Source organism: Pseudomonas petrae (assembly GCF_021728295.1).
GTDB lineage: Bacteria > Pseudomonadota > Gammaproteobacteria > Pseudomonadales > Pseudomonadaceae > Aquipseudomonas > Aquipseudomonas petrae.
In genome coordinates this window covers 25,061-44,606 of record NZ_JAKJXE010000002.1, presented here as the reverse complement: position 1 = coordinate 44,606, position 19,546 = coordinate 25,061, and the positions used below count along the sequence as shown (strand labels likewise).

Sequence of the window (19,546 nt, the reverse complement as noted above, 5' to 3'; positions counted from 1 at the left end):
GTTATTCCTTCAGGTCTTTGTGTTTGGCAATCAGCTGCAGGTTGCGCAGGTAAACCACAAAGCCAAATGACTGGCCAATGATGAATACCGGGTCTTCGCGGTAGATCGCATAGAGCAGCAACAACGCGCTGCCGAGGATGCTCAGGTACCAGAAGCCCACCGGAATCACGCTGCGTTTCTTGATTTCGCTGTACAGCCATTGCAAGACGAAACGGCCGGTGAAGACCGCCTGACCGAGAAACCCCACCGTCAGCCAAAGCGCTTCGCGCGTGAAATTCATCCGTTCATCTCCTCGGGCTGGGTATTGAGTCGCGTGCGGCGCACCAGCCACCAGACCCCGAACAGGTCGAGGATGCCGACCAGCGCCCGGTCCAGATTGCCGTAGTTGGAAACGCCGGCCTGGCGATGACGGTGGTGAACCGGATGAACGATCATTCGGCCATGATGGCGCTGGATCAACGCGGGAATGAAGCGGTGCATGTGGTCGAAATAAGGCAGTCGCAGAAACGCCGCTCGCTGGATCAGCTTCAGCCCGCAGCCCGTGTCTGGCGTCGCGTCCTTGAGCATGCGGCTGCGCAAGGCATTGGCGAACCGGGACGCCCAGCGCTTGCTCGCGGTGTCTCGCCGGTTGACGCGGTGCCCCGCCACCAACATCACCTGCTGGGCTTGGTTCTGGTCGTTGCCCAGCCCTGCATGGCGCACCAGCGCCAGCATGCCGGGCAAGTCGGCAGGGTCGTTCTGGCCGTCACCGTCCAGCGTCGCCAGCCACACACCGCGCGCGGCCTGGGCGGCATGCCAGATCGACGTGCTCTGCCCGAGGGAAACCCTGTGGTGCAAGATCCGCAGGGGTTCATACCCTTCGGCTTTGATCTGCTGCAGGACACGCAGCGTGTCGTCGGTGCTGCCGTCGTCGACCACCAACACCTCGTAGCGCTCACCGGCCAGCGCGGTGCGTACTTCTTTCAGTAATGAAGGCAGGTTTTGCGCCTCATTTTTTGCCGGGATCAACACCGACACAAACACCGATTCACTCATCACGCCCACCGTTTTTGCAGTTTTGCCTGTTTGGCCGGGTAGAAATCGCCATACCAGCGCACGAACTCAGCCACGCCTTGCGCCAGTCCGACCTGCGGGCTGAAGTCGATCCACTGCGTAAGGCCGGAGACATCGGCCCAGGTCTGCAGCACGTCTCCCGGTTGAAGGGGAAGGTAGTTGCGCTTTGCCTGGATCCCCAGCGCCGCCTCCAGGCAGTGGACGAAGTCAAGAAGCTTTACCGGCTCCCCTCGCCCGATGTTGAAAAGCTGACACGGCGCGACACCGTCCCTGAGCGGCGGTGGTCTGGGCAGTAGCCGATTCATCGACTCGATGATGTCGTCGACGTAGGTGAAATCCCTCGCCATCTCGCCGTCGTTGTAAATGTCGATGGGCTCGCCTTTGAGGATGGCTTGGGTGAATTTGAACAGCGCCATGTCCGGCCGTCCCCAAGGGCCGTAAACGGTAAAAAAACGCAAGCCCGTCGCCGGAATCCGGTACAGATGCGAATAGCTGTAGGCCATGAGTTCGTTGGCGCGCTTGGTCGCGGCATACAGGGAAACGGGTTGCTCAACGGCGTCTTCCACCGCGAACGGCATCTTGGTATTGGCGCCATACACCGAACTGCTCGACGCGTAAACGAGGTGCTTTACGGGATACGCCCGGCAGGCTTCAAGCACGTTAAGAAACCCGACCAGGTTGGCATCGGCGTACGCGCGCGGGTTGTCGATGGAATAACGAACCCCCGCCTGCGCCGCCAGGTGGATGACTTCGCTGAAGCCAGACGCACTGAATAGGCCCAGCAGTGGCCCTTGGTCGATGATGTCGATTTGCTGAAACTGAAAGGAGGGGTAGTGTTCAAGCTGCGCCAGCCGCACACGCTTGAGGTCAACGCTGTAGTAATCGTTGAGGTTGTCGATGCCCACCACTTGAACACCCTGGCTGCACAACGTTCTGGCCATGTGAAAGCCGATAAACCCCGCAACCCCTGTGATCAGCACAGTCATTGCGCTACCGCCTGGCGGCGGCATCGAGCCTGGGTGAGTCCTGCGTATCCTGCGCGTGAGACAGTGACGTTCATTTCATGAGTCCTTTTTACAGAACCAGCCAACCGCCCGGAATCCCTGGGACGGCTATCTGACTCTGTCGGATGCTTGATCAAGCGACATGAAACTTTGTCACAGCAATATTTAAGCAATGTGAATGCTGTGGACAAGGGGAACGGCTGATGCGCGTTCCCCTCTTTGAGGGCTTAGAGCCTGTTACCCGCGTCAACCAACTTGTTATAGGCGTCGAAGAGCCGCATCGGTGAGCCTTCAATATTCGAGGCACCGATACCCTGCATCCTCATCTGGTCAGTCTCGCTGTAAGGCGTGTGGTCACGCACCCGGCGCATGCGATCCTTGCAGTCCTTCAAAAATGTCCCGGCCTGGCTCTGGAAGCTCGACCAGCTGAGTGGCTTGCCGGGCTCGTCGGCCGTTGCCTTGGCTGACTCGTCCAGCAGCGCGTTGAAGACGTCGATCGCTTTCGATACCTCGGCGACGTTGAAGGATTCAGGACTGAGCTGGGCGGTCAACAACTTGGCCTGCCTGATCACCTCCAAATGGAAGAAGGCGCTGTGGCGTCCCTCGTTTTTTTCGATCTCGACGATTTGCGCGGCGGACAGCGCGTCGTTCTCTTTCCCCAGTTCGGCACCGTATTTGTCGCTGGACAGGATGAAGCGACCGAAAGCCATCATCAGTGGCTGGTGCATTTGCTTGGCCTTGGCGAACCCGTCGTCCTTGTAATCCTCATGGCTGTAATAGACGTAGGCTTGCGACACCAGCGGTGCCAATGCAGTCAGATCAGCGAGGTACTGGGTGGCCGCAGCATCCAGCGCTGGAATCGCCGGCTTAGCTTTTGATGCTTGCGTGATGGCCTTGGTGCAGGTGTCGAGCTGGACGGCGCTCACCTCGCGCAGCGTCTTGACCTTGCGCTCCTTGCCTGTCGGTCCTGCGTCCAGATCGCCAATCCAGCTGACATAACGGTCGGCACTGTCGCGCACCGAGCCATCGGTGGTATTGAAGCAATCCACGTAGGCGCTCAATTTGGTGCTCAACTGAGTGTCGGGGTCCTCCTCAACAACCTTTGAAGCGGCCTGTGGTACAGGCTTTCCCTGCGTCGCATTCTTTTTGTCACACGCCACCAGCGGCAGCACGAGTGCGGTGACCAACATCCCCAGCGTTACAGCCTTGATCCCTTTGTTCAACACAGTAGCTCCTTGATTCGTGATGGCGCGCGCAACCAGATGCTCGCCCCGACCGAAGTATTTCACGGCGCAAAGTAGTCACAAACAACATTAACGAACGCCGCCGCCAAGGACGTGGATCGTGCTCTTTATCTTTGATCGCTAACTGCCACGCTTGTCTCCTCGATCCGGTTGAAGCGCCCGTCTGCGTCAAACCGTGCAAACACGTACACCTCCTGAACGATCCGCTCACCGTCGTGCTTGATCAATTCAATGATGTGCCGCTCTGCGTAGCGGCCTGCATCTACCAGCTCATCGAGCACAGTGACCGTGACTTGAGCGACGACGCTGCGCAGTTCGCTGATACCCACCACGAACGTCTGACGGTCAATCCACACCCCATTAACGCGCTGCACAAAGGTTGCGCCGAAGTGTCTGTCGATGGCGTCGTTTACTGCTGATTCCGGGCCATTGAACAGGTCATCGATGGCGCCCTTCAAAATATTCAACGTTGCTCTCCATCGTGGGACAGTCAATTTCAACATGAGGCGCCGAATGGCCGAAATGACCATGCGGCGCCTCAAGGCAACGTCACGGGCCCGTTGAACGGCGCTCGTGATCTCACAGCCTTTTTTACTCAGGGTTAACGCACGAATCCGGCTCGGTAAAAACCCATCACCGAACGGTGAGTGCCAGCTTGCCCCGAATATGGCCGCGGGCTGCGCGCTCGTGGGCCTTACGCGCATCGGCAAGTGCATAAACACTGTCGATCACGACGCGTATCGTCCCTGCATCAAGCAGGCCGGCGAGCTCCGCAAGTTGAGCCCCGCTTGAGCGCACTTGGGTCGCGGACACCGTGACGCCCAGTTTTTCGGCCTCCTCGGCGCCGGAGAAGCCCAACGGAAACACCGGAAACAGCGCGCCTCCACGCTTGAGGGTCTTGAGGAAGCGGCCGGTTGTCGGGCCGCCCACCGAATCGACGACCAGGTCGATGTCCTTCACAACATCCTCGGGTGTCGCTTTGGTGTAGTCGATGAAATCGTCGGCACCGATGCCGAGCAGGAACCGCTCGTGCTCACCCGAGGCGACCGCAATGACCCGCGCACCTTTCCATTTAGCGATCTGCACGGCGAAGTGGCCAACGCCGCCCGCGGCGCCGTTCACCAGAACGGTCTTGCCTTCGAGTGGCACCGGCTCGTGTTTGTAGGGCTGAAGCGGGTTCGGTTCGTCGTGCCCCAGCTCAATCATGAATTGCCAGGCGGTGAGCAACGACATGGGCGCTGCAGCAGCGTGCACGTGATCGATGCCGCGTGGCTTGAGGGCGATCTCCGAAGCCGGCACGCTGACGTATTCTGCGTAAGCCTTGCTCGGCCCGAAGCTTGGAAAGCGAACCATCGAATACACTTCGTCGCCGACGCTGAAACCTGTGACGTCATCGGCGACCGCTTCAATCACGCCAGAGACGTCCGTGCCCAGAATGATCGGAAACGGCACCTGCGGCTGCCACTCGGGCGGCAGGGCCTTGTAGCCGTCGCGCAGGTACCAGTCAGGCGGATTCATGCCCACCGCATGCACGCGGACCCTTACTTCACCGGGCATAAGCGCGGGCACAGGCGCATCCTCGTAACGTAAAACTTCGGGGCCACCGTACTCGTGCTGCCGTATCGCTTTCATCGTGAGAATCGTCATCGCTTTCTTCCTGCGTAGAGGTGAGATATCTTGACCGGATCAACGCTCCGAATATATGGAGCACCGCTCCGATTGTCAAGGGTCACACCATGAGAGCCGATGCTCAGAAAAACTATCTCCATCTCCTCGCAATCGCCCGCGACACGTTTGCCGAACACGGCGCAGAGGCATCGCTGCGTGATATCGCTCGGAGAGCCGAAGTGGGTTTGGGCACCCTTTACCGACATTTTCCAACGCGAGAGGCGCTTTTTGAGGCGTTGCTGCGCAGCAGTTTTGATGCGCTGTCTGCGCGCGCCCGCGAGCTTGAAACATCCGAGCCAGCAGATGATTGCCTGGTGTCCTGGCTGCGCGAAGTTGTCGCGCTCGCGCACACCTTGCGCGGCGTCATTGCCTCGATGGTTGCCGCTATTGAGGCCCCGGAGTCTGCCCTGCACGCATCGTGTGTAGCGATGAAGGCATCAGGCACGCGACTGTTGGTCCGCGCTCAAGCTGAAGGGCTGGCGCGTCGCGACATTGATGGCGCGGATCTGTTTGCACTGGTGGGTGCTCTTGCATGGCTGAATGATCAGCCTACGCTGACTGCTCGTGCGGACCATCTTTTTGGTGTTATCGCAGGTGCGCTTTTGGTACCCGGTAGCGCTGATAGAATTGAAGACGCGTCTGGAATGAGCTCCTGACGCTTCTGGCGCCGCCACCCTTGAACCGTCGACGCAGGCGTCACTCAATTGATGACGCTATTGAATCAATGGCCAGTACGGATAATGACCTTACCGCAGGCATGCCCGGTGGCGACTTTCTCCAGCGCGGCGCGAGTCTCGTCCAGGACGAAGATCGAGTCGGTCACAACCTGCAACTGCCCTGCACTGAACTGCCGCACGGCCTCCTGGAGATACGGCGTGGCGCTGGCAAAGAACACGGCTTCCCCGGCATGGTCTTCGCGGGATTTGATGTCGAACTCCACGAGGGTCGCAATTCGTCCACCCTTGCCGAGTACCGACCAGGAGCTTTCCAGTGTCGGGCCGCCGACTGTGTCGAGCACCAGGTCGATGTCACGCAGCGTGGTGAAATCCTGAGTGCGGTAATCGATCGCCTCGTCCGCACCCAGGCTTTTCACCCGCTCGATGTTGCGCGCGGAAGCCGTGGCAATGACATACGCGCCCGCCAGATGCGCCAACTGCACCGCCATGCTGCCAACACCGCCCGCTGCCGCATGTATCAAGACGCGTTGGCCGGGCTTCAATTGCCCCACCTCAAACAACGCCTGCCGCGCAGTGCCGAACGACGTCGGCAACGCCGCCGCCTGCTCGAAACTCATGGAAGCCGGAATCAGACAAAGCTCGGTGGCGGCAATTATCAGCTGCTGGGCAAAGGCGCCACCGGCAGTGGGCGTGCTGCGGCCGAACACACGATCACCGGGTTTCAGGTGGGTAACCTGCTCACCGACGCTGCTGACGATGCCGCTGAAATCGGTGCCCGGGATGTATGGCAGCTCAACGGGAAAGACCGGCTGCATGTACCCGGCCATGATCTTCAGATCCAGCGGGTTGACGCTGGCGGCCTCGACGCGCACAAGGACCTCGTCAACGCCTGGCTTGCTCAGATCGAGGTTGTGCAGCGTGACGACTTCAGGGCCGCCAAATACAGAAATAGACGCTGTTTTCATGATGGCTTTCTCTTCGTTGTTCAGGCTTGAGGGAATTGACCGAGTTGCAGGAACAGGCCAAACCAGTCCTCCATGTGCCATGTAGTGACGACGCGCCCGTTCTCCAGCGCATGAAACTCATGCAAACGGAAGCTCACCTGTTTGCCGGTGGCGGCGATGCCAAATAGCTCGCCGAGGTGGGTGCCGGTAATTTCAGCGCGCACTGCGACCTGGCCAGGGGCCTGGATCATGTTGTGGATGACGATGCGCACATCCGGAAACGCTTCGGCAAGACTGCGGATAATCGGTTTAATGCCTTCTGGACCTGACCCTTGGCCGGGTGCCAGCGGGATGTCGTCCCAGTCGGCGGCCAGCACGCTGTCGACGAGGTCGGGATTGTTCTCACTGAAGGCGCGGTACAGCGTTTCAACGGCTAGACGTTCGGTTTTAAGGCGGTCTGCAAGTGCTGTGGTCGTCATGGTATTGCGCTCGTCGTGGGGTATGGCGAGAGTGTGAGCGCAGGGCTAACATCTGTATAACAAATGACTTGTATATAGGTTTATTTGATTTATGGATTTCCACGGCATCGATCTGAACCTGCTCGCCGCATTCAACGCCCTGATGGACGAGCGCAACGTCACGCGCGCCGCCACCCAGGTCGGCGTAAGCCAACCGGCCATGAGTGCAGCCCTTTCGCGCTTGCGTAAGCTGTTAGGCGATCCGCTGTTTTTGCGCAGCCCTGACGGCCTCCTGCCGACGCCTCGTGCCCGTGAGTTGGCCCAACCCATCGCTCAGGCGCTGAGCCAGATCAAAGCCGCGCTGGTTGCAACGCCTGATTTTGTCCCGGCGGACGCGGTGTTCACGATAAACCTTGGCTTGTCGGACTATCCCGCCTTCGTGCTGCTCCCCACGCTGCTGAAGACCTTGAGCGAACACGCGCCACACCTGTCGATCAACGTTCACGCAGTCAATGACCGCGACCATGCCGTGGACATGCTGGATGCGGGAGTGATTGATGCGGCAATTGGCGTATTGCCGAGCCATCAAGACGGTCGAATTTTCACGCGACCGATTCTGCGTGACATGTTCGTCACCCTCATCGCCCACGGCCATCCGGCAGCCCGACGCGGCATGGACATGGACACTTACCTCTCGCTGCCCCATGTACTGGTCTCGCCCGAGGGTGAACGACACGGCTTGGTGGATCAGGCATTGGCTCAGTTGGGCAAGCAACGCACCCTGGCACTGACGCTGCCGCAGATGTTCGCGGTGCCGGCGATCATCGCCTCCTCCCGCATGACGGCCACGGTCCTGAAACGTATCGCCCTCAGCTCGCCGACGGGGGGGAAGCTGGTCCTGTTCCCGCCGCCGGTCGCGTTGCCGGAGATCATTTTTCATCTCATCTGGCATCGTCGTGGCAACGGGAATCCGGCTCAGGAATGGTTCAGGAGGATGATCGAATCGGCTGCAGCGGGGCTTTGAAAGACAGCTCCCGGCGTGATAAAGCCCCCAGGCACCCATGTGGCTTGTCACGTGCACACCGGGCGGCCCGCCCACTGTTGAAACGGCATGGACTGCGAGCGTGGTTGAGCAGGAAGCCTCTGGGCCGGGGCGACCCGCTACAGGGCGGTGCCCTTGCGGGGCGACGGGGCACAGCGCATGATGCGCGATTATTTATTTCCCAACGCAGACTATCGATGGCCCACCATCCCGCCCCCTTTCCTTTCAATGAGGAAGAGCGTGTCCTCTCGCTCGAACACCTGGACGTGCTGGACAGTGCCAACGAGAAGGCATTCGACGACATCGTTCTGCTGGCCACTACCCTGTGCGATGCGCCCATTGCGCTGGTGTCGCTGGTCGACCGAGATCGCCAGTGGTTCAAGGCCTGCGTGGGCCTCGGTGTGCAGGAAACCCATCGGGATCTGGCCTTCTGCGGCCACGCGATTCTGGATCCTGCGCAGGTGCTGGTCGTCGAAGATGCGGCCCTCGACCCGCGTTTCGCTTCCAGCCCATTGGTGCTCGGTCCGCCTTACATTCGCTTCTACGCCGGTGCGCCTGTGGTCACGGACAGTGGCGTCGCATTGGGGACAGTTTGTGTGATCGATACCCGCACCCGTCAGCTGAGCGAACGCCAATCCCTGGCCCTGCAGGCGCTTGCCCGGCAGGCCGCGGCGTTGCTGGAAGCCCGATTGCTCAGCCAGCAACGTGCACAGCAACTGGCGCGATTTCAGGAGCAATTCAAGCAAGCCGAGCAGAACCAGGCCGAAGTCGCGCCCCTGTTGCAGAACTCACGCTGCATTTCTTCGCTGGGCATGCTCACCGCGAGCATTGCCCATGACTTCAACAACTTGCTGCAGAGCGTCAGCGCCGCGTTTCAGTTGACCCGCCTGCGTTCCCGGCGGCCAATAGACGTCGAGCGTTTCGCCGAGACCGGTCTGCAAGCCGTTGAGCAAGGGCGGCAGCTCATCAGCTATTTGATGTCGAGCGTACGCGGTGACGGGCCTGAACTGATCTGTATCGATGTGACCGCACGCCTTCATGCAGCGCAGCCGCTGATGCGCCATTCGGTGAGCGAAGGCGTCGATCTTGATTTCGATCTGGCGGAATGGGGCTGGGGCGTCCTCTGTGTCGAATCCCAGCTCCACGCGGTCGTGATGAACCTGCTTAGCAATGCCCGTGATGCCCTGAAGGGTACCGGTCAGGTGCATGTGTCCACGCGCTGGGTGCATGTGGAAGATGACTTGACGCTGCAGCAGGGCGATTACCTTGTCGTCAGTGTGCGAGACAACGGTCCTGGCATGCCCGCTGAAATCGCGGGCCGGGTGTTCGAACCCTTTTTCACTACCAAAGCGACCGGCGAGGGAACGGGCCTGGGATTGGCTCAGGCAAAGGATTTTGCGGTCAAGTCTGGCGGCGATGCGCGCATCGAAACAGCCGCCGGGGCCGGAACGACGGTGAGCCTGTACTTGAGAATCCTGGGCTGTATCGCGACGTCGGAAGCAGGTTAAGCCGTGGGAGGATTCGCTGAACAAAGGATCACACGCCGACATTTCTTTTACATTCACGCGTTACAGTGGCGGCCCTTGTTGGGGAGTAGCCTGCTCTGGACCCCGTGTCACAGAGCCTTCGTGTCAACATTCTCGGCGGCATGCCGTGGCACGAACACCTTCGGGCTGGCGAGACCAACGAGGCATCCATTCCCAAAGTCGGGCGTGTGGTTGCGTCGTTGACTCACAGCCCGACTGGAAATACCCGTGAATCCCATTTCCCTCATCTTTCTCGCTCTGGCCATGTCCACGGACGCTTTTGCAGCGGCCATCGGTAAAGGCGCGAGCCTCCATAAGCCTCGTTTTATCGAAGCGCTGCGCACCGGTCTCATCTTTGGCGTCATCGAAGGCATTACCCCCTTGATCGGTTGGCTGATCGGCCAGGCCGCCACGTCCTACGTCAAGAACTGGGATCACTGGATCGCCTTCACCTTGCTGGTGGTGCTCGGCGTGCACATGATCTACAACGGCCTCAGGCATGAGGACGCTGAAGAGGAAAAGCCCAACCAGCACTCTTTCCTGATATTGGCCATCACCGCCTTCGCCACCAGCATTGATGCGCTGGCAGTCGGCGTTGGCGTGGCCTTCGTCAACGTGAATATCCTCATCGCAGCCGCAGCCATCGGTGTCGCTACGACGGTAATGGTCACCCTCGGCGTGATGCTGGGCCGCGTGCTGGGGACGGTGGTGGGCAGACGCGCTGAAATCATCGGCGGCGTTGTGCTGATGCTGGTCGGCGCGACGATCCTGCAGGAGCATCTGTCGGCGGCATAACGCAAGGCCCGGTGCGCCATCCCTTCATTCAACGCCGCTAATGGGTATGCCGGTGATGGATATCCGGAAAGTGAGGGTGACTGTGGCGCACCTGCACATGGTCGTGAACATGGCTGTGTGCGCCCGTCCCGCTCCACTTGAAAGCATGTTCGTGCTGGTGGTGCTCGTCGTGGACATGCCGGTGTGCATGGGTCATCGCCAAGTGCTGGTGCTCATGTCCGTGACGTTCGGTGAGGTGAAGCCACACGCCAATGCCCATCAGCACAGCGGCCGCCCAGAACGCTCCTGACACAGGTTCGCCGAGGAAGAGGATCGCAATGGCGGCGCCGAGGAATGGCGCGGTTGAAAAATACGCCCCTGTGCGCGCTGAACCCAGGCCACGCAGGGCGAGAACAAAGAGCACCAGGCTGACGCCATAGCCGAGAAACCCGAGCGCCAGTGTCTGCCCGAGCACCAGGGGATCGGGAAGTCGAGCGCCCAGCACAAACGCCAGCGAACAATTGACCAGACCGGCCACCAGGCCTTTGAAACCGGCCAGAAACAGCGCGTCGGACGCGGACACCTTGCGGGTCAGGTTGTTGTCGATGGCCCAGCACAGACAGGCAGCGCCGACGGCGAGCGGCCCGAGCCAGTCATGGGCTTGCAGGCTTTCATGGGGCCAGGCCAGAACCACGCCACCGGCGATGATCGCGATCATGCCCCAGACAATGCGCCGGTCAGCATTCTCCTTGAACACCACCCACGCCAACAGCGCTGTCAGCGCCGCTTCGAGGTTGAGCATCAATGAGGCGGTCGCGCCAGAGGTCGTGGTGAGTCCGAACATCAGCGCAACCGGCCCGAGCACGCCCCCGAACATAATCGCGCCCAGCAACCATGGCCACTCGGACGGCGTCAGGCCGGCGTTTTTCCAGCCACGGTCACGCACCAATCGGACAAGGGTCAGACCCAGACCACTGCCCAGGTAGAGCAAGCCTGCGAGCAACACAGGGGGAACGTCGAGCCCGATGAGTTTGGCCAGCGGCGTGCTGGCACCGAACAACGCAGCGGCCGCCAGCGCATGGAAAATACTGGGATTCATGGGTCATACCGCGCCAGGATTGGGTGGGTGGCCATCTTATCCCATGGATGTTTTGCATAGATGTTTTGCGGCGCCGGACAGCGCCATGCAATTCAGTTGTGATAAACCCAGGAGTTCGGCCTTCCCCCCGCTCAGGATGCCGGCAGGATTCTCAGGGATATGGGCGTGGTCGGGCGGTCGCAGGAATAAGACGGGATGTATCAAGTTAAGAAAAAATCAGGATAATTGGTCGAACTGAAGATTTTCTTGGTGCGCTGAAGAAAAATTGCATGGGATCGTCGTGAATCAAGGAATTGCGCTATGAATTTAGTTGGCTACGCCAGGCTGCAAGATTCGTTGCGCCTATCGGCTTTCCATTTAAACCGACCCGCGAAGATTCAGCCAGTCACAAGGATCAAGCGCATCGGTGAAACGCTGACGGTGCCACCGGGCAGTGCGCCTGAGCCAGATGACCTGCTGGGGCATTTGCTGTTCGCGCTCAAGCACGAAGGAATCAATCTCACCCTCCTGGCCCAGGCACTGCCGCAAATTCCCGCAGCTAGAGTGGAGGCTGAGTTAGTGAAGGCCCCTAACGGTATTTACCTGCGCAAAGCCTGTTTTCTGCGCGAAGCCTTCACCGGAGAAGAGCTGATTCAGCATTCACCCGTGCGCGGTGCATTCGTACCGCTGTTCGATCCTGATTTGTACGTGACGATGCCTGGAGAACGCAATTCTCGCTGGCGGGTAGAGTTTAACGGTATTGGGACAATCGCCTACTGCGCGACTGTTGAGCGTACGCCGGAGATCGTCGCACTTCTCGACTACGACATCCTTGCACGCGCTCAGCACTTCATGCGGAGCCTCCCGACCGGAATGATGGATCGCGCGATCAACCGGGCTTACCTTCACGAGACGCAGGATTCATTTGCGATCGAGAAAGAGTCGCCTAGCGAGGATAAGGCGCGCAAGTTTATCCAGCTGCTCCGACAGGCCCACGAAGGTATTCCCCTGAGGGAGGATTATCTGGTCCATCTTCAGAATGCAACGATCTCCAACCCCTTGGACATGGCGGGGGCATTTCGGCATGAACAGAACCATCTCGCGAATGGCCTGCAAGGTGCCGCAGGCGTCACTTACGTTCCGCCAGACCCCGACCTTTGTCGTGAGCTGATGGAGCAACTCATGGCGCTGGGAAATTCCGCCCCAGGCCGGATCGATCCTATGATAGCTGCGGGAATCGTCTCGTTCGGGTTTGTCTTTCTTCATCCGTTCATGGACGGCAATGGTCGCCTCTCCCGGTTTTTGATCCACCACACCCTGTGCCGCGCCGGCGCGCTGGAAAATGGTCTGCTGCTGCCGGTTTCCGTCGCTATGAAGCGTGAGGAGCGCCTATACCTGGAGACGCTGCAGTCCTTCTCTCGCCCGGCGCGTGAGTTTTGGGATGTCCGGTGGATTGATCAGGGTCAGTACTCGTTCGAATTCACGGGTGATCCCTCTATCTATCGCTTCTGGGATGCCACTTCAGCCGTACGGTTCACTCTGGAAATGGCGAAGCGTGCGTTAGAAGTAGAGCTTCGGGAAGAGACGACGTTTCTTGAAAACTATGACAGGGTCGTGCGGACGGTAAATGAGGCCTACGACGTGCGCGGCAGCGATTTGGCCAACCTCGTGATGATGTGCCTGACGAACAATGGGAAAGTTTCCAATAACCGTCGCAAGCAGTACCAATACTCGGTCCAGCCTGAGGTGTTCGACTACATTGAGCAGGTCACACAAATGCTGCTTGATCAGCAGGCGCAGCAGCGGCCACAAGATAAAAGCGGCCATTAAATGAAACGGGATGATCGGCGTGCGCTGCTCATCGGTATTCACATAGCCGCGCCCGGAAGCCAAGGAGCACAGCCCCATGAACTGCCTGATCCGCAAGGCAACGGACAAGGACACTGCCGCGATCAGCCGCGTCATCGTGGCCGCCTTGCGCGAATCCAATAGCCAGGGCTATTCCGCAGCCGTCATCGCCCAGGTCGAGCAGAGTTTTTCCCCGTCGGCGATCCTGCGTTTCATGGCGCAGCGGCAGGTCTACGTGGCGACCCTCGACAAAGACATCATTGCCACGGCAAGCCTCGATCAGGCCACTGTCCGCAGCGTATTCGTCGCGCCGACACACCAGGGCCTGGGCGCCGGGCGCGCGTTGATGGCGGCCGTTGAATCAGCCGCCGCGATCCACGGCGTCAGTCAGTTGCGCGTGCCCTCTTCCATCACGGCCGAGGGCTTCTACCGGTCGCTTGGCTACTCGATCATTCGCGATGAATACCACGGCGAGGAGCGGACGATCATCATGGAGAAGTCGCTGACGTTTCCGGCATAGTCAGCGACGCCACACCCGCCCTTCTGCGCTGACCACCCAGGGCGAGCGATCGGCAACGATCTGCACACCGCCGACCCAACGCTCTGCCGGCCCGAGGTCGAGCCCGTTCAACTCCCCGCGCATTACCCGCTCACCCAGCGCCGTCAGCTGGACAAGCCGCCGGGGCCATTCGCTGCCCGGTTGTTCGTGGAGCAGCGGTTGCGGTGCATTGATGAGAGGTCTCAGCAACGCGTTGAACATCGTGTCGCCCAGATACGGCAGCGGCTCATAGGTCAGCATTAAATGACCGAAGACCTTGCCCGCCGCCATCTCGCCTTTTTCCGCGAGAATGCGCAAGGTCAGCCGCTGGGTCAGGCTCAAGCCATCCTCGGCGCCGGGCAGTTCTTGCAGTTGTCTCGCCAACGCGGGACCGAGCAGCGGCAGCGCCGAATGGTGGTGTGTCGCAAGCTCAGCCCACCGAGTCGGGTCCGCTGCGGTGTAGGCGGCCCATACCTGCCGGGCCAGTGCCAGGGCGTCCTCACCGATGGCGCGCCGCTGGGGCCAGAGCCAGGCGAGCACGTCCGGGTCCAGTTGCCCGATGCCGATGAATCGCTCGATGCCGGGCACCCGGCTGATCTCGATCAGTTCCAGCCTACGGGGCACGGTGGGCAGACTCGCCAGCAAGCGCACCAGAAACAGCTGATCGTACGCATCGGCCTCGCACCACAGCACCAGTTCACTGTCGGCATTCAGGCGTGCCAATGCCTCACGCTGCATCGCCTGGCGCTGCTCGGCATCACGGGCTGACAACCCGAAGGCCTGTTGGGCAAACGCGGCCCGCACCGCCCAATAGTCGTCGTCAGGCAGTGCCGGTACCGGGCCCATGACCATGGGGTCGTCGAACATCTGGAACGCACCTGCGAAGCCGGCAACGCGCAGGCTGCGCTCGATGTCGTTGCCGCACCGCCAGTGCTGAACCTGTGCTTCACCCGTCGCCGCGAAATCCGGATGACGGGCAGCAAATGCGACGGCGTTGGCATGGGCGATCAATTTGGGCCAACTGGCGAACCCCGCCTCGCGGGCCACCAGCCATTGGGTGTCGGCGAGCCGATAGTCCGGGCCCGGCAGGCCCATCGCGCGCAGTTGCGCCCGGGCGTCGTCCGCTTCGTTGTTTTTCAGGGCTTTGAGAAGACGTTTTGCGTGTTTACGCAGCGCAGTCAGATCGAGCAGACCGTGTTGACGGGACGCATTAGTGGCAGGCATGCCAACTCCTTACAGGGCTCGGTCCGCCGACAAGCCGGGAGCTGGAATGAATGAGTGTGCAACGCTTGCCTTGGGAAACCCCTTCGCGCGGACCGCAGGCGCAGCAGACGCCCGGAGGCCGACTTTAGCGGGAAGGTCGGAAGGATGCAAAGGTGGGTGTGGGAATGGGTGCGGGAAGTGTATGGCATCACGCCGTGAGTGTTGCCTCACGGCGCGTGCATCCCTCGGTCCACTGCCCGTGCTCGTGTAAACCGGCAAGGACGGGCCTGACGTTACGTCAAACGAGCCCAATCTCCAGATGATCCTGAGCCACGCCTACCAGCTCCACTGACACCGCGTCCGCTGTCGTTGATGTGCTGGCCGACAACGTTGAGGCGTCGGCAAATACCATCGATTTTGAAGGGAGACCGGCTTTGAAGTCACCGTCCAGCACCAACTCGAACCGATGCCCTTGCACGTCGGCGTCCAGGTCCTTCAGATAAACCCGGGTGTGCTCGGCGTTGGTCGTGAACTTCAACGTGCCGTCATGGCCATCGCCGAACCCGGTAAAACCAAGGCCCGAGACATCGATGGTGTCGTGGGCTGAATCGAAGTCGCCGATGCGGTCGGCATGGCTGGCAGTCGACGTCCTGTAGCTGTCGGACACCGAGGCAAACCGGAACAGGTCCGAGCCTGCGCCGCCGAATAACACGTCGGCATCGGCGCCGCCGATCAGGGTGTCATTGCCGTTGCCGCCGAGCAATCGGTCATGACCGGCGCCTCCCCAGAGCAGGTCCGCCCCGGATCCGCCATTCAGGGTGTCTGCCCCGTCCTTGCCATTGATCGAGTCGGCCCTGGCCGTTCCGACGATGGCATCGCTGCCATTCCCGCCGTCGATGGCATTCAGCACGGGGTTGGTCCCTACGTGGTCACTCCCGCCCTGCAGTGCTACGGCGTCCTGTTGCAGATGAGCGAAAGTGTTGCCGTAAACCGAGTTGCCGCCTGACTGGCCGCTCTCCTCTGCCACCCCGAAGGTGCTTTTATCGCCGCCCGTGATGATGTTGTCCGCGAAGGTGTTGTGGTCAGACGGATGAAGCTTCCCGGAGACGCCGCCGCGATCGTCGAACGGCTGGATCAGGACTTCAGGGATGCCGGCTTTCTGCGCGTTCTCGTGAATCAGATTGCCGCGAACCTCAACGTCCGTGCTGCCATAGACACGCACGCCGGACGTGCCGTTGTGGTGAATGTCCACGCCGCTGATATCAACGCCATTGGACAGTTTCACCAAGACGCCTTCAGCGGCATTGCCGTATACCTCGCCACCTTCGATGGTGATGTGGTACGGCGAGGGGATGTTTTCGCTACCGCGCTGGACGACGATGCCGCCGCCGCCATTGTCGTGGGAGACGTTGTTCAGCAGCGCCAGGTCGTGAGTGGTCGTGACGATGTTGAAACCGTGACGGTCATTGTCGTAGGCCAGATTATTGCGAAACGTGCTGTCGATCAGGTAGTCGGCGACGAACCCGTCCAGCCCGTTGCCATGGGACACGCTGTTTTCGATGAGCATGTTCGCCGTGCGCTCGTGGGGGTCGAAGCCGTAGCCCGAGCAATCGCGGATCTCGACGCCGGACAGCGTGACGTTGGTGTCCTGACCCGGCTGCCCCGGTAGAAAGCCGTTGTACCAGCCATCCACCTTGCCGCTGGTGGCATCTCGGTTGCCGTCGAGGGTGAGGTTACTGACGCCGAAATCGTGGGTCGCCTCGCCGCTCGCCGAGCGGATGATGCCGGTGACCGCCTGGTCGGTGCCATCGGCCAGCTTGAGCACCGTGTTGCCCATGCCCTCGCCCTTGATGAACACGTTGCTTTTAAGCATCAGCGCGCCATCGGCAGGCTTGTCGCCTGGGGTCAGGATCCAGGTCCCGGCAGGAATGTAAACGTCGCCGCCACCGGCTTTTGCCGCAGCATCGATGGCTGCTTGAATGGCCGCAGTGTCAGAGGTATGTCCATCACCGACCGCGCCGAAATCCCGGACATTGAATTGCAGTGTCATAACGTGCTCCGTTTCAACTGAAGAGACGGGAGCAGTATGGGCATGCTGTGTGAAAGGCGGGTCATCTGACGGGCCATGTGACGAACGGTGGGTAAATCATCCTCAGTTCTGCCCGTTTAGCTCAGGCGCAGGATCAAAGACTTCCCGGCTAAAGCCGGTCCTACTATCCCGACCCTGGGGGCTCCGAATTTCGCTACAACCCGACCCAATCTACCCAGCCTTCAACTCCCCACCCTGCTCAAACCGCTGCTGCAGCAAATGCCGCGCTGCACCTGCGTTGATGTAGGTCCCGATCAGTTCGGCCAGTTCAGGGATCTTGAGCTTTTTGTCATCGCGGCAGAACTGGGAGAGGGGCAACATCAACCAGCGTTTCTTCTTATTGAGCACGGCATCGGGTGAGAAGAACGAGCGCGGGTTCAGATCGGGCAACGGCGCGTCGTCTTCAAGCTGAACAGTCAGCATGAGCACATTGCCGACGTGAAGGCTGAAATCGGCGATGTCGCGAATCGGCAGCGGCGCTTTGAGGTTGGCGAACACAAAGTGATCCGGCGTCAGCAGCAGCGCGGTTTTATGGGCGCGTCTGAAGAAGCGCAATCCAAAGGGCAGCGTGCACAGCGTGATGAACAGAGCGATGCCGCCACCGACGAAGAACGGCTGCGGGTCATGCCCTGCAACCCCCGGAAACAGCAGCGGGGCAAGCAGCAGGCCCAACCCCGCCAGCGCCGACAAGCCACTGAACCCGAGCAGGATCTGACCCCGCAGGCGCGCCCCTTCGTGCAGTGCGACGTCGCCGGTTACGTTGCCGGCGTGGGTGCGCAACGTCTCCACGATCGCAGCGTCCTGCTGAACATGATGGCTTAGATAATCTTCCGTCAGGCGGCTGCGCAACACGTCGGGCTGCGCGAAGTAGCGATCCATCGTCGCACAGGCTTGCGTTGCATCCAGCGGCCGCGTGCCAGTGCGCACGGCATCGTCGATGGAGACCTTGAGAGACGCCACGCGCTCGCCATTCGAAGGATGAGTGTCTGACGGGTGGGGCAGCTGCGTGGCCATTTCCTCTTCCGGCAGGGTCAGCGGCAGCGCAGCCATCTCATGCAGAAGTGTCGTGGGCAGATCCTGAACAGCGCTCTGCTCGGGGGTTATATGGGTGGCTTGCGCGATATGCGTGGCCAAGCGGTCCTGAAGCATCGGATCAATGGCGGAAATACGCACCAGCGCAGAAGCGGCAGCCAGATTGCCCGCCAACTGAGCACCGGCGGCATCGGCTTCCAGCTCGCGCACACGGCTCCAGTGCATCACCGCGTGGTCGAAACTTTCCATGAAGTAGACACCCAGCATGAACGCCGGGTGCAGGGTCGCGCGTTGCAGCATTTCACTGTCGACCAGGGTCTGCCCGATCACCACCAGGCTGCGCTCGATGCCGTGGTAAATCGGCACGAAACGCATGCTGAACTCGGTATCCGCGCCAGCAAAATGCCCCAACTCGTGGCCGATGACCGCGGTGGTCTCGGCCTCATCGAGGATGCCCAGGTACACCAGCGGCACATGCAGGGTGCGTCCCGTCAAGGTGGTGTTGGCCGGCGCGAGGGAGATGTCCCCGGAGGTGACATAAAATCCGGCGGCCATGCCCAACACGATGTGATCGGGTGGCAGCGCGCCCAGTTTTTGGGCCAGATCGTTCACGTAAGCCCAGAGCAACGGCGCCTGTTCGGCGGTGACCGCCTCCCCCATCACGTCCATCGGCGTAGGCTGGAACATGTTGAGCATGACGCGCAACTGCGTGCCCATCTGCCAGATCGAATACAGGGAGCCGGCGACGAGGACCATGGCGGCGAACATGAATTTCATTTCGCCGGCGGAGAGTCGCCCGGCGTGCCAGACATTCAGCGCCTCGAACGCGATGATGGCGGCAATCGCTGCCCCCATCACCACCACGTGCCCCACCAGAACGAAGGGCAGCAGTCTGGTCACGCGGGTGAAGCTGTGCAGCAGTTGCTCCCGCGAATGCATGGCGCGCCGGCCTGCCCAGTCAAGGGCGAGCAAGCCGAGCCCGCCGACCAGTGCAGCCAGCAATCCCAGCGTGATGACGCCTGTTGCGAGCCAGACCATGACGTTGGTCAGCGGCAGCAGAGTGTCCAGCTCGTCCTGCAACCCGGCGACGCGGGCCAACGCCTCGTTCACTTCCATTTTCTCGCCGTCGCCGACGTCGACCATCACTGGCCGCGAACCGCTTTTGTCAGCGATGGCTTGCAGTTCCGGACGCGCTTCATCGAGGTCAGCCTGATAGCCCGCGTAGGTCAGGCGGTCCTCGGTGCTGCGTTGCAGCTCCCAGACCCCAAACAGATTCAGTGCAAGAGGGAATAAAACCAGTACAGCGATCAGCTTCAGCTTTTTCATGTTCACGTGGCGGCCCTTTTTACTGCGCCGCCGAGTGCCTTC

The 19,546-nt window shown here is 60.6% G+C and carries 18 protein-coding genes; 6 read left to right on the top strand and 12 right to left on the bottom strand.

Going from position 1 to position 19,546, the window contains the following annotated elements:
- Window position 1 precedes the first annotated feature (1 nt).
- The 6 genes from L4G42_RS03755 to L4G42_RS03730 all read right to left on the bottom strand — a co-directional run bounded on the left by L4G42_RS03755 (window position 2) and on the right by L4G42_RS03730 (window position 4,948).
- On the bottom strand, window positions 2-280 hold the full coding sequence (locus L4G42_RS03755) for a lipid-A-disaccharide synthase N-terminal domain-containing protein (protein WP_237252518.1): 279 nt from the start codon (window positions 278-280) through the stop codon (window positions 2-4).
- The gene (locus L4G42_RS03750) at window positions 277-1,035 is read right to left on the bottom strand and encodes a glycosyltransferase family 2 protein (protein ID WP_237252516.1); all 759 of its coding nucleotides are present in this window, start codon (window positions 1,033-1,035) and stop codon (window positions 277-279) included. Before L4G42_RS03750 ends, L4G42_RS03755 begins: the two co-directional genes overlap by 4 nt.
- A complete protein-coding gene (locus L4G42_RS03745) occupies window positions 1,035-2,039 on the bottom strand; it encodes an NAD-dependent epimerase/dehydratase family protein (RefSeq protein ID WP_237259566.1) in 1,005 nt (334 codons plus the stop codon). Before L4G42_RS03745 ends, L4G42_RS03750 begins: the two co-directional genes overlap by 1 nt.
- A 245-nt stretch (window positions 2,040-2,284) precedes the next feature.
- Window positions 2,285-3,280, bottom strand: a complete 996-nt coding sequence (locus L4G42_RS03740) for a YiiG family protein (protein WP_237252512.1) — start codon at window positions 3,278-3,280, stop codon at window positions 2,285-2,287.
- Window positions 3,281-3,408: 128 nt separating this feature from the next.
- Complete coding sequence (locus tag L4G42_RS03735) at window positions 3,409-3,831, bottom strand: hypothetical protein (RefSeq protein WP_237259567.1); 423 nt, start codon at window positions 3,829-3,831, stop codon at window positions 3,409-3,411.
- Window positions 3,832-3,934: 103 nt separating this feature from the next.
- On the bottom strand, window positions 3,935-4,948 hold the full coding sequence (locus L4G42_RS03730; protein ID WP_237252508.1) for an NADP-dependent oxidoreductase: 1,014 nt from the start codon (window positions 4,946-4,948) through the stop codon (window positions 3,935-3,937).
- 89 nt (window positions 4,949-5,037) lie between these two features.
- Between L4G42_RS03730 and L4G42_RS03725 the strand changes: the two genes are divergently transcribed.
- Window positions 5,038-5,625 (top strand): TetR/AcrR family transcriptional regulator, encoded by a 588-nt coding sequence (locus tag L4G42_RS03725; RefSeq protein ID WP_237252506.1) that lies wholly within the window; start codon window positions 5,038-5,040, stop codon window positions 5,623-5,625.
- 65 nt (window positions 5,626-5,690) lie between these two features.
- Here L4G42_RS03725 and L4G42_RS03720 read toward each other — a convergent pair whose 3' ends face one another.
- Window positions 5,691-6,611, bottom strand: coding sequence for an NADP-dependent oxidoreductase (locus L4G42_RS03720; protein WP_237252504.1), 921 nt, complete (start codon window positions 6,609-6,611; stop codon window positions 5,691-5,693).
- Window positions 6,612-6,631: 20 nt separating this feature from the next.
- Window positions 6,632-7,069 (bottom strand): ester cyclase, encoded by a 438-nt coding sequence (locus L4G42_RS03715; RefSeq protein ID WP_237252503.1) that lies wholly within the window; start codon window positions 7,067-7,069, stop codon window positions 6,632-6,634.
- 91 nt (window positions 7,070-7,160) lie between these two features.
- On the opposite strand from L4G42_RS03715, the gene L4G42_RS03710 reads away from it, so the two are divergent.
- The 3 genes from L4G42_RS03710 (at window position 7,161) to mntP (ending at window position 10,411) form a co-directional block, all read left to right on the top strand.
- Complete coding sequence (locus L4G42_RS03710; protein ID WP_237252501.1) at window positions 7,161-8,072, top strand: LysR family transcriptional regulator; 912 nt, start codon at window positions 7,161-7,163, stop codon at window positions 8,070-8,072.
- A 215-nt stretch (window positions 8,073-8,287) separates the two neighbouring features.
- Complete coding sequence (locus L4G42_RS03705; RefSeq protein WP_237252499.1) at window positions 8,288-9,598, top strand: ATP-binding protein; 1,311 nt, start codon at window positions 8,288-8,290, stop codon at window positions 9,596-9,598.
- Between the two features lie 246 nt (window positions 9,599-9,844).
- Window positions 9,845-10,411 (top strand): manganese efflux pump MntP, encoded by a 567-nt coding sequence (mntP, locus tag L4G42_RS03700; RefSeq protein ID WP_237252497.1) that lies wholly within the window; start codon window positions 9,845-9,847, stop codon window positions 10,409-10,411.
- A gap of 37 nt (window positions 10,412-10,448) precedes the next feature.
- Here the strand turns inward: mntP and L4G42_RS03695 are convergent, their stop codons facing one another.
- Window positions 10,449-11,489, bottom strand: a complete 1,041-nt coding sequence (locus L4G42_RS03695; protein ID WP_237252496.1) for a DMT family transporter — start codon at window positions 11,487-11,489, stop codon at window positions 10,449-10,451.
- Between the two features lie 300 nt (window positions 11,490-11,789).
- On the opposite strand from L4G42_RS03695, the gene L4G42_RS03690 reads away from it, so the two are divergent.
- Both L4G42_RS03690 and L4G42_RS03685 read left to right on the top strand, forming a co-directional pair.
- Window positions 11,790-13,298: a Fic family protein gene (locus tag L4G42_RS03690; protein WP_237252494.1), complete on the top strand. Its 1,509-nt coding sequence runs from the start codon at window positions 11,790-11,792 to the stop codon at window positions 13,296-13,298.
- Window positions 13,299-13,374: 76 nt separating this feature from the next.
- Window positions 13,375-13,836, top strand: coding sequence for a GNAT family N-acetyltransferase (locus L4G42_RS03685; RefSeq protein WP_237252493.1), 462 nt, complete (start codon window positions 13,375-13,377; stop codon window positions 13,834-13,836).
- On the opposite strand, the gene L4G42_RS03680 is transcribed toward L4G42_RS03685, so the two are convergent.
- The 3 genes from L4G42_RS03680 to L4G42_RS03670 form a co-directional block, all read right to left on the bottom strand.
- Complete coding sequence (locus L4G42_RS03680) at window positions 13,837-15,078, bottom strand: DUF1835 domain-containing protein (RefSeq protein ID WP_237252492.1); 1,242 nt, start codon at window positions 15,076-15,078, stop codon at window positions 13,837-13,839. It abuts the gene before it with no gap.
- Between the two features lie 277 nt (window positions 15,079-15,355).
- Window positions 15,356-17,107, bottom strand: coding sequence for a right-handed parallel beta-helix repeat-containing protein (locus L4G42_RS03675; protein ID WP_237252490.1), 1,752 nt, complete (start codon window positions 17,105-17,107; stop codon window positions 15,356-15,358).
- 210 nt (window positions 17,108-17,317) lie between these two features.
- The gene (locus L4G42_RS03670; RefSeq protein ID WP_237252716.1) at window positions 17,318-19,504 is read right to left on the bottom strand and encodes a M48 family metallopeptidase; all 2,187 of its coding nucleotides are present in this window, start codon (window positions 19,502-19,504) and stop codon (window positions 17,318-17,320) included.
- Window positions 19,505-19,546 lie beyond the last annotated feature (42 nt).

What these genes read in the sequence shown, in the direction of transcription:
- L4G42_RS03755 (WP_237252518.1), bottom strand. Translation starts at nt 280, where the DNA reads ATGAATTTCACGCGCGAAGCGCTTTGGCTGACGGTGGGGTTTCTCGGT.
- L4G42_RS03750 (WP_237252516.1), bottom strand. Translation starts at nt 1,035, where the DNA reads ATGAGTGAATCGGTGTTTGTGTCGGTGTTGATCCCGGCAAAAAATGAG.
- L4G42_RS03745 (WP_237259566.1), bottom strand. Translation starts at nt 2,039, where the DNA reads ATGACTGTGCTGATCACAGGGGTTGCGGGGTTTATCGGCTTTCACATG.
- L4G42_RS03735 (WP_237259567.1), bottom strand. Translation starts at nt 3,831, where the DNA reads ATGGTCATTTCGGCCATTCGGCGCCTCATGTTGAAATTGACTGTCCCA.
- L4G42_RS03730 (WP_237252508.1), bottom strand. Translation starts at nt 4,948, where the DNA reads ATGACGATTCTCACGATGAAAGCGATACGGCAGCACGAGTACGGTGGC.
- L4G42_RS03725 (WP_237252506.1), top strand. Translation starts at nt 5,038, where the DNA reads ATGAGAGCCGATGCTCAGAAAAACTATCTCCATCTCCTCGCAATCGCC.
- L4G42_RS03720 (WP_237252504.1), bottom strand. Translation starts at nt 6,611, where the DNA reads ATGAAAACAGCGTCTATTTCTGTATTTGGCGGCCCTGAAGTCGTCACG.
- L4G42_RS03715 (WP_237252503.1), bottom strand. Translation starts at nt 7,069, where the DNA reads ATGACGACCACAGCACTTGCAGACCGCCTTAAAACCGAACGTCTAGCC.
- L4G42_RS03710 (WP_237252501.1), top strand. Translation starts at nt 7,161, where the DNA reads ATGGATTTCCACGGCATCGATCTGAACCTGCTCGCCGCATTCAACGCC.
- L4G42_RS03705 (WP_237252499.1), top strand. Translation starts at nt 8,288, where the DNA reads ATGGCCCACCATCCCGCCCCCTTTCCTTTCAATGAGGAAGAGCGTGTC.
- L4G42_RS03695 (WP_237252496.1), bottom strand. Translation starts at nt 11,489, where the DNA reads ATGAATCCCAGTATTTTCCATGCGCTGGCGGCCGCTGCGTTGTTCGGT.
- L4G42_RS03690 (WP_237252494.1), top strand. Translation starts at nt 11,790, where the DNA reads ATGAATTTAGTTGGCTACGCCAGGCTGCAAGATTCGTTGCGCCTATCG.
- L4G42_RS03685 (WP_237252493.1), top strand. Translation starts at nt 13,375, where the DNA reads ATGAACTGCCTGATCCGCAAGGCAACGGACAAGGACACTGCCGCGATC.
- L4G42_RS03680 (WP_237252492.1), bottom strand. Translation starts at nt 15,078, where the DNA reads ATGCCTGCCACTAATGCGTCCCGTCAACACGGTCTGCTCGATCTGACT.
- L4G42_RS03675 (WP_237252490.1), bottom strand. Translation starts at nt 17,107, where the DNA reads ATGACACTGCAATTCAATGTCCGGGATTTCGGCGCGGTCGGTGATGGA.
- L4G42_RS03670 (WP_237252716.1), bottom strand. Translation starts at nt 19,504, where the DNA reads ATGAAAAAGCTGAAGCTGATCGCTGTACTGGTTTTATTCCCTCTTGCA.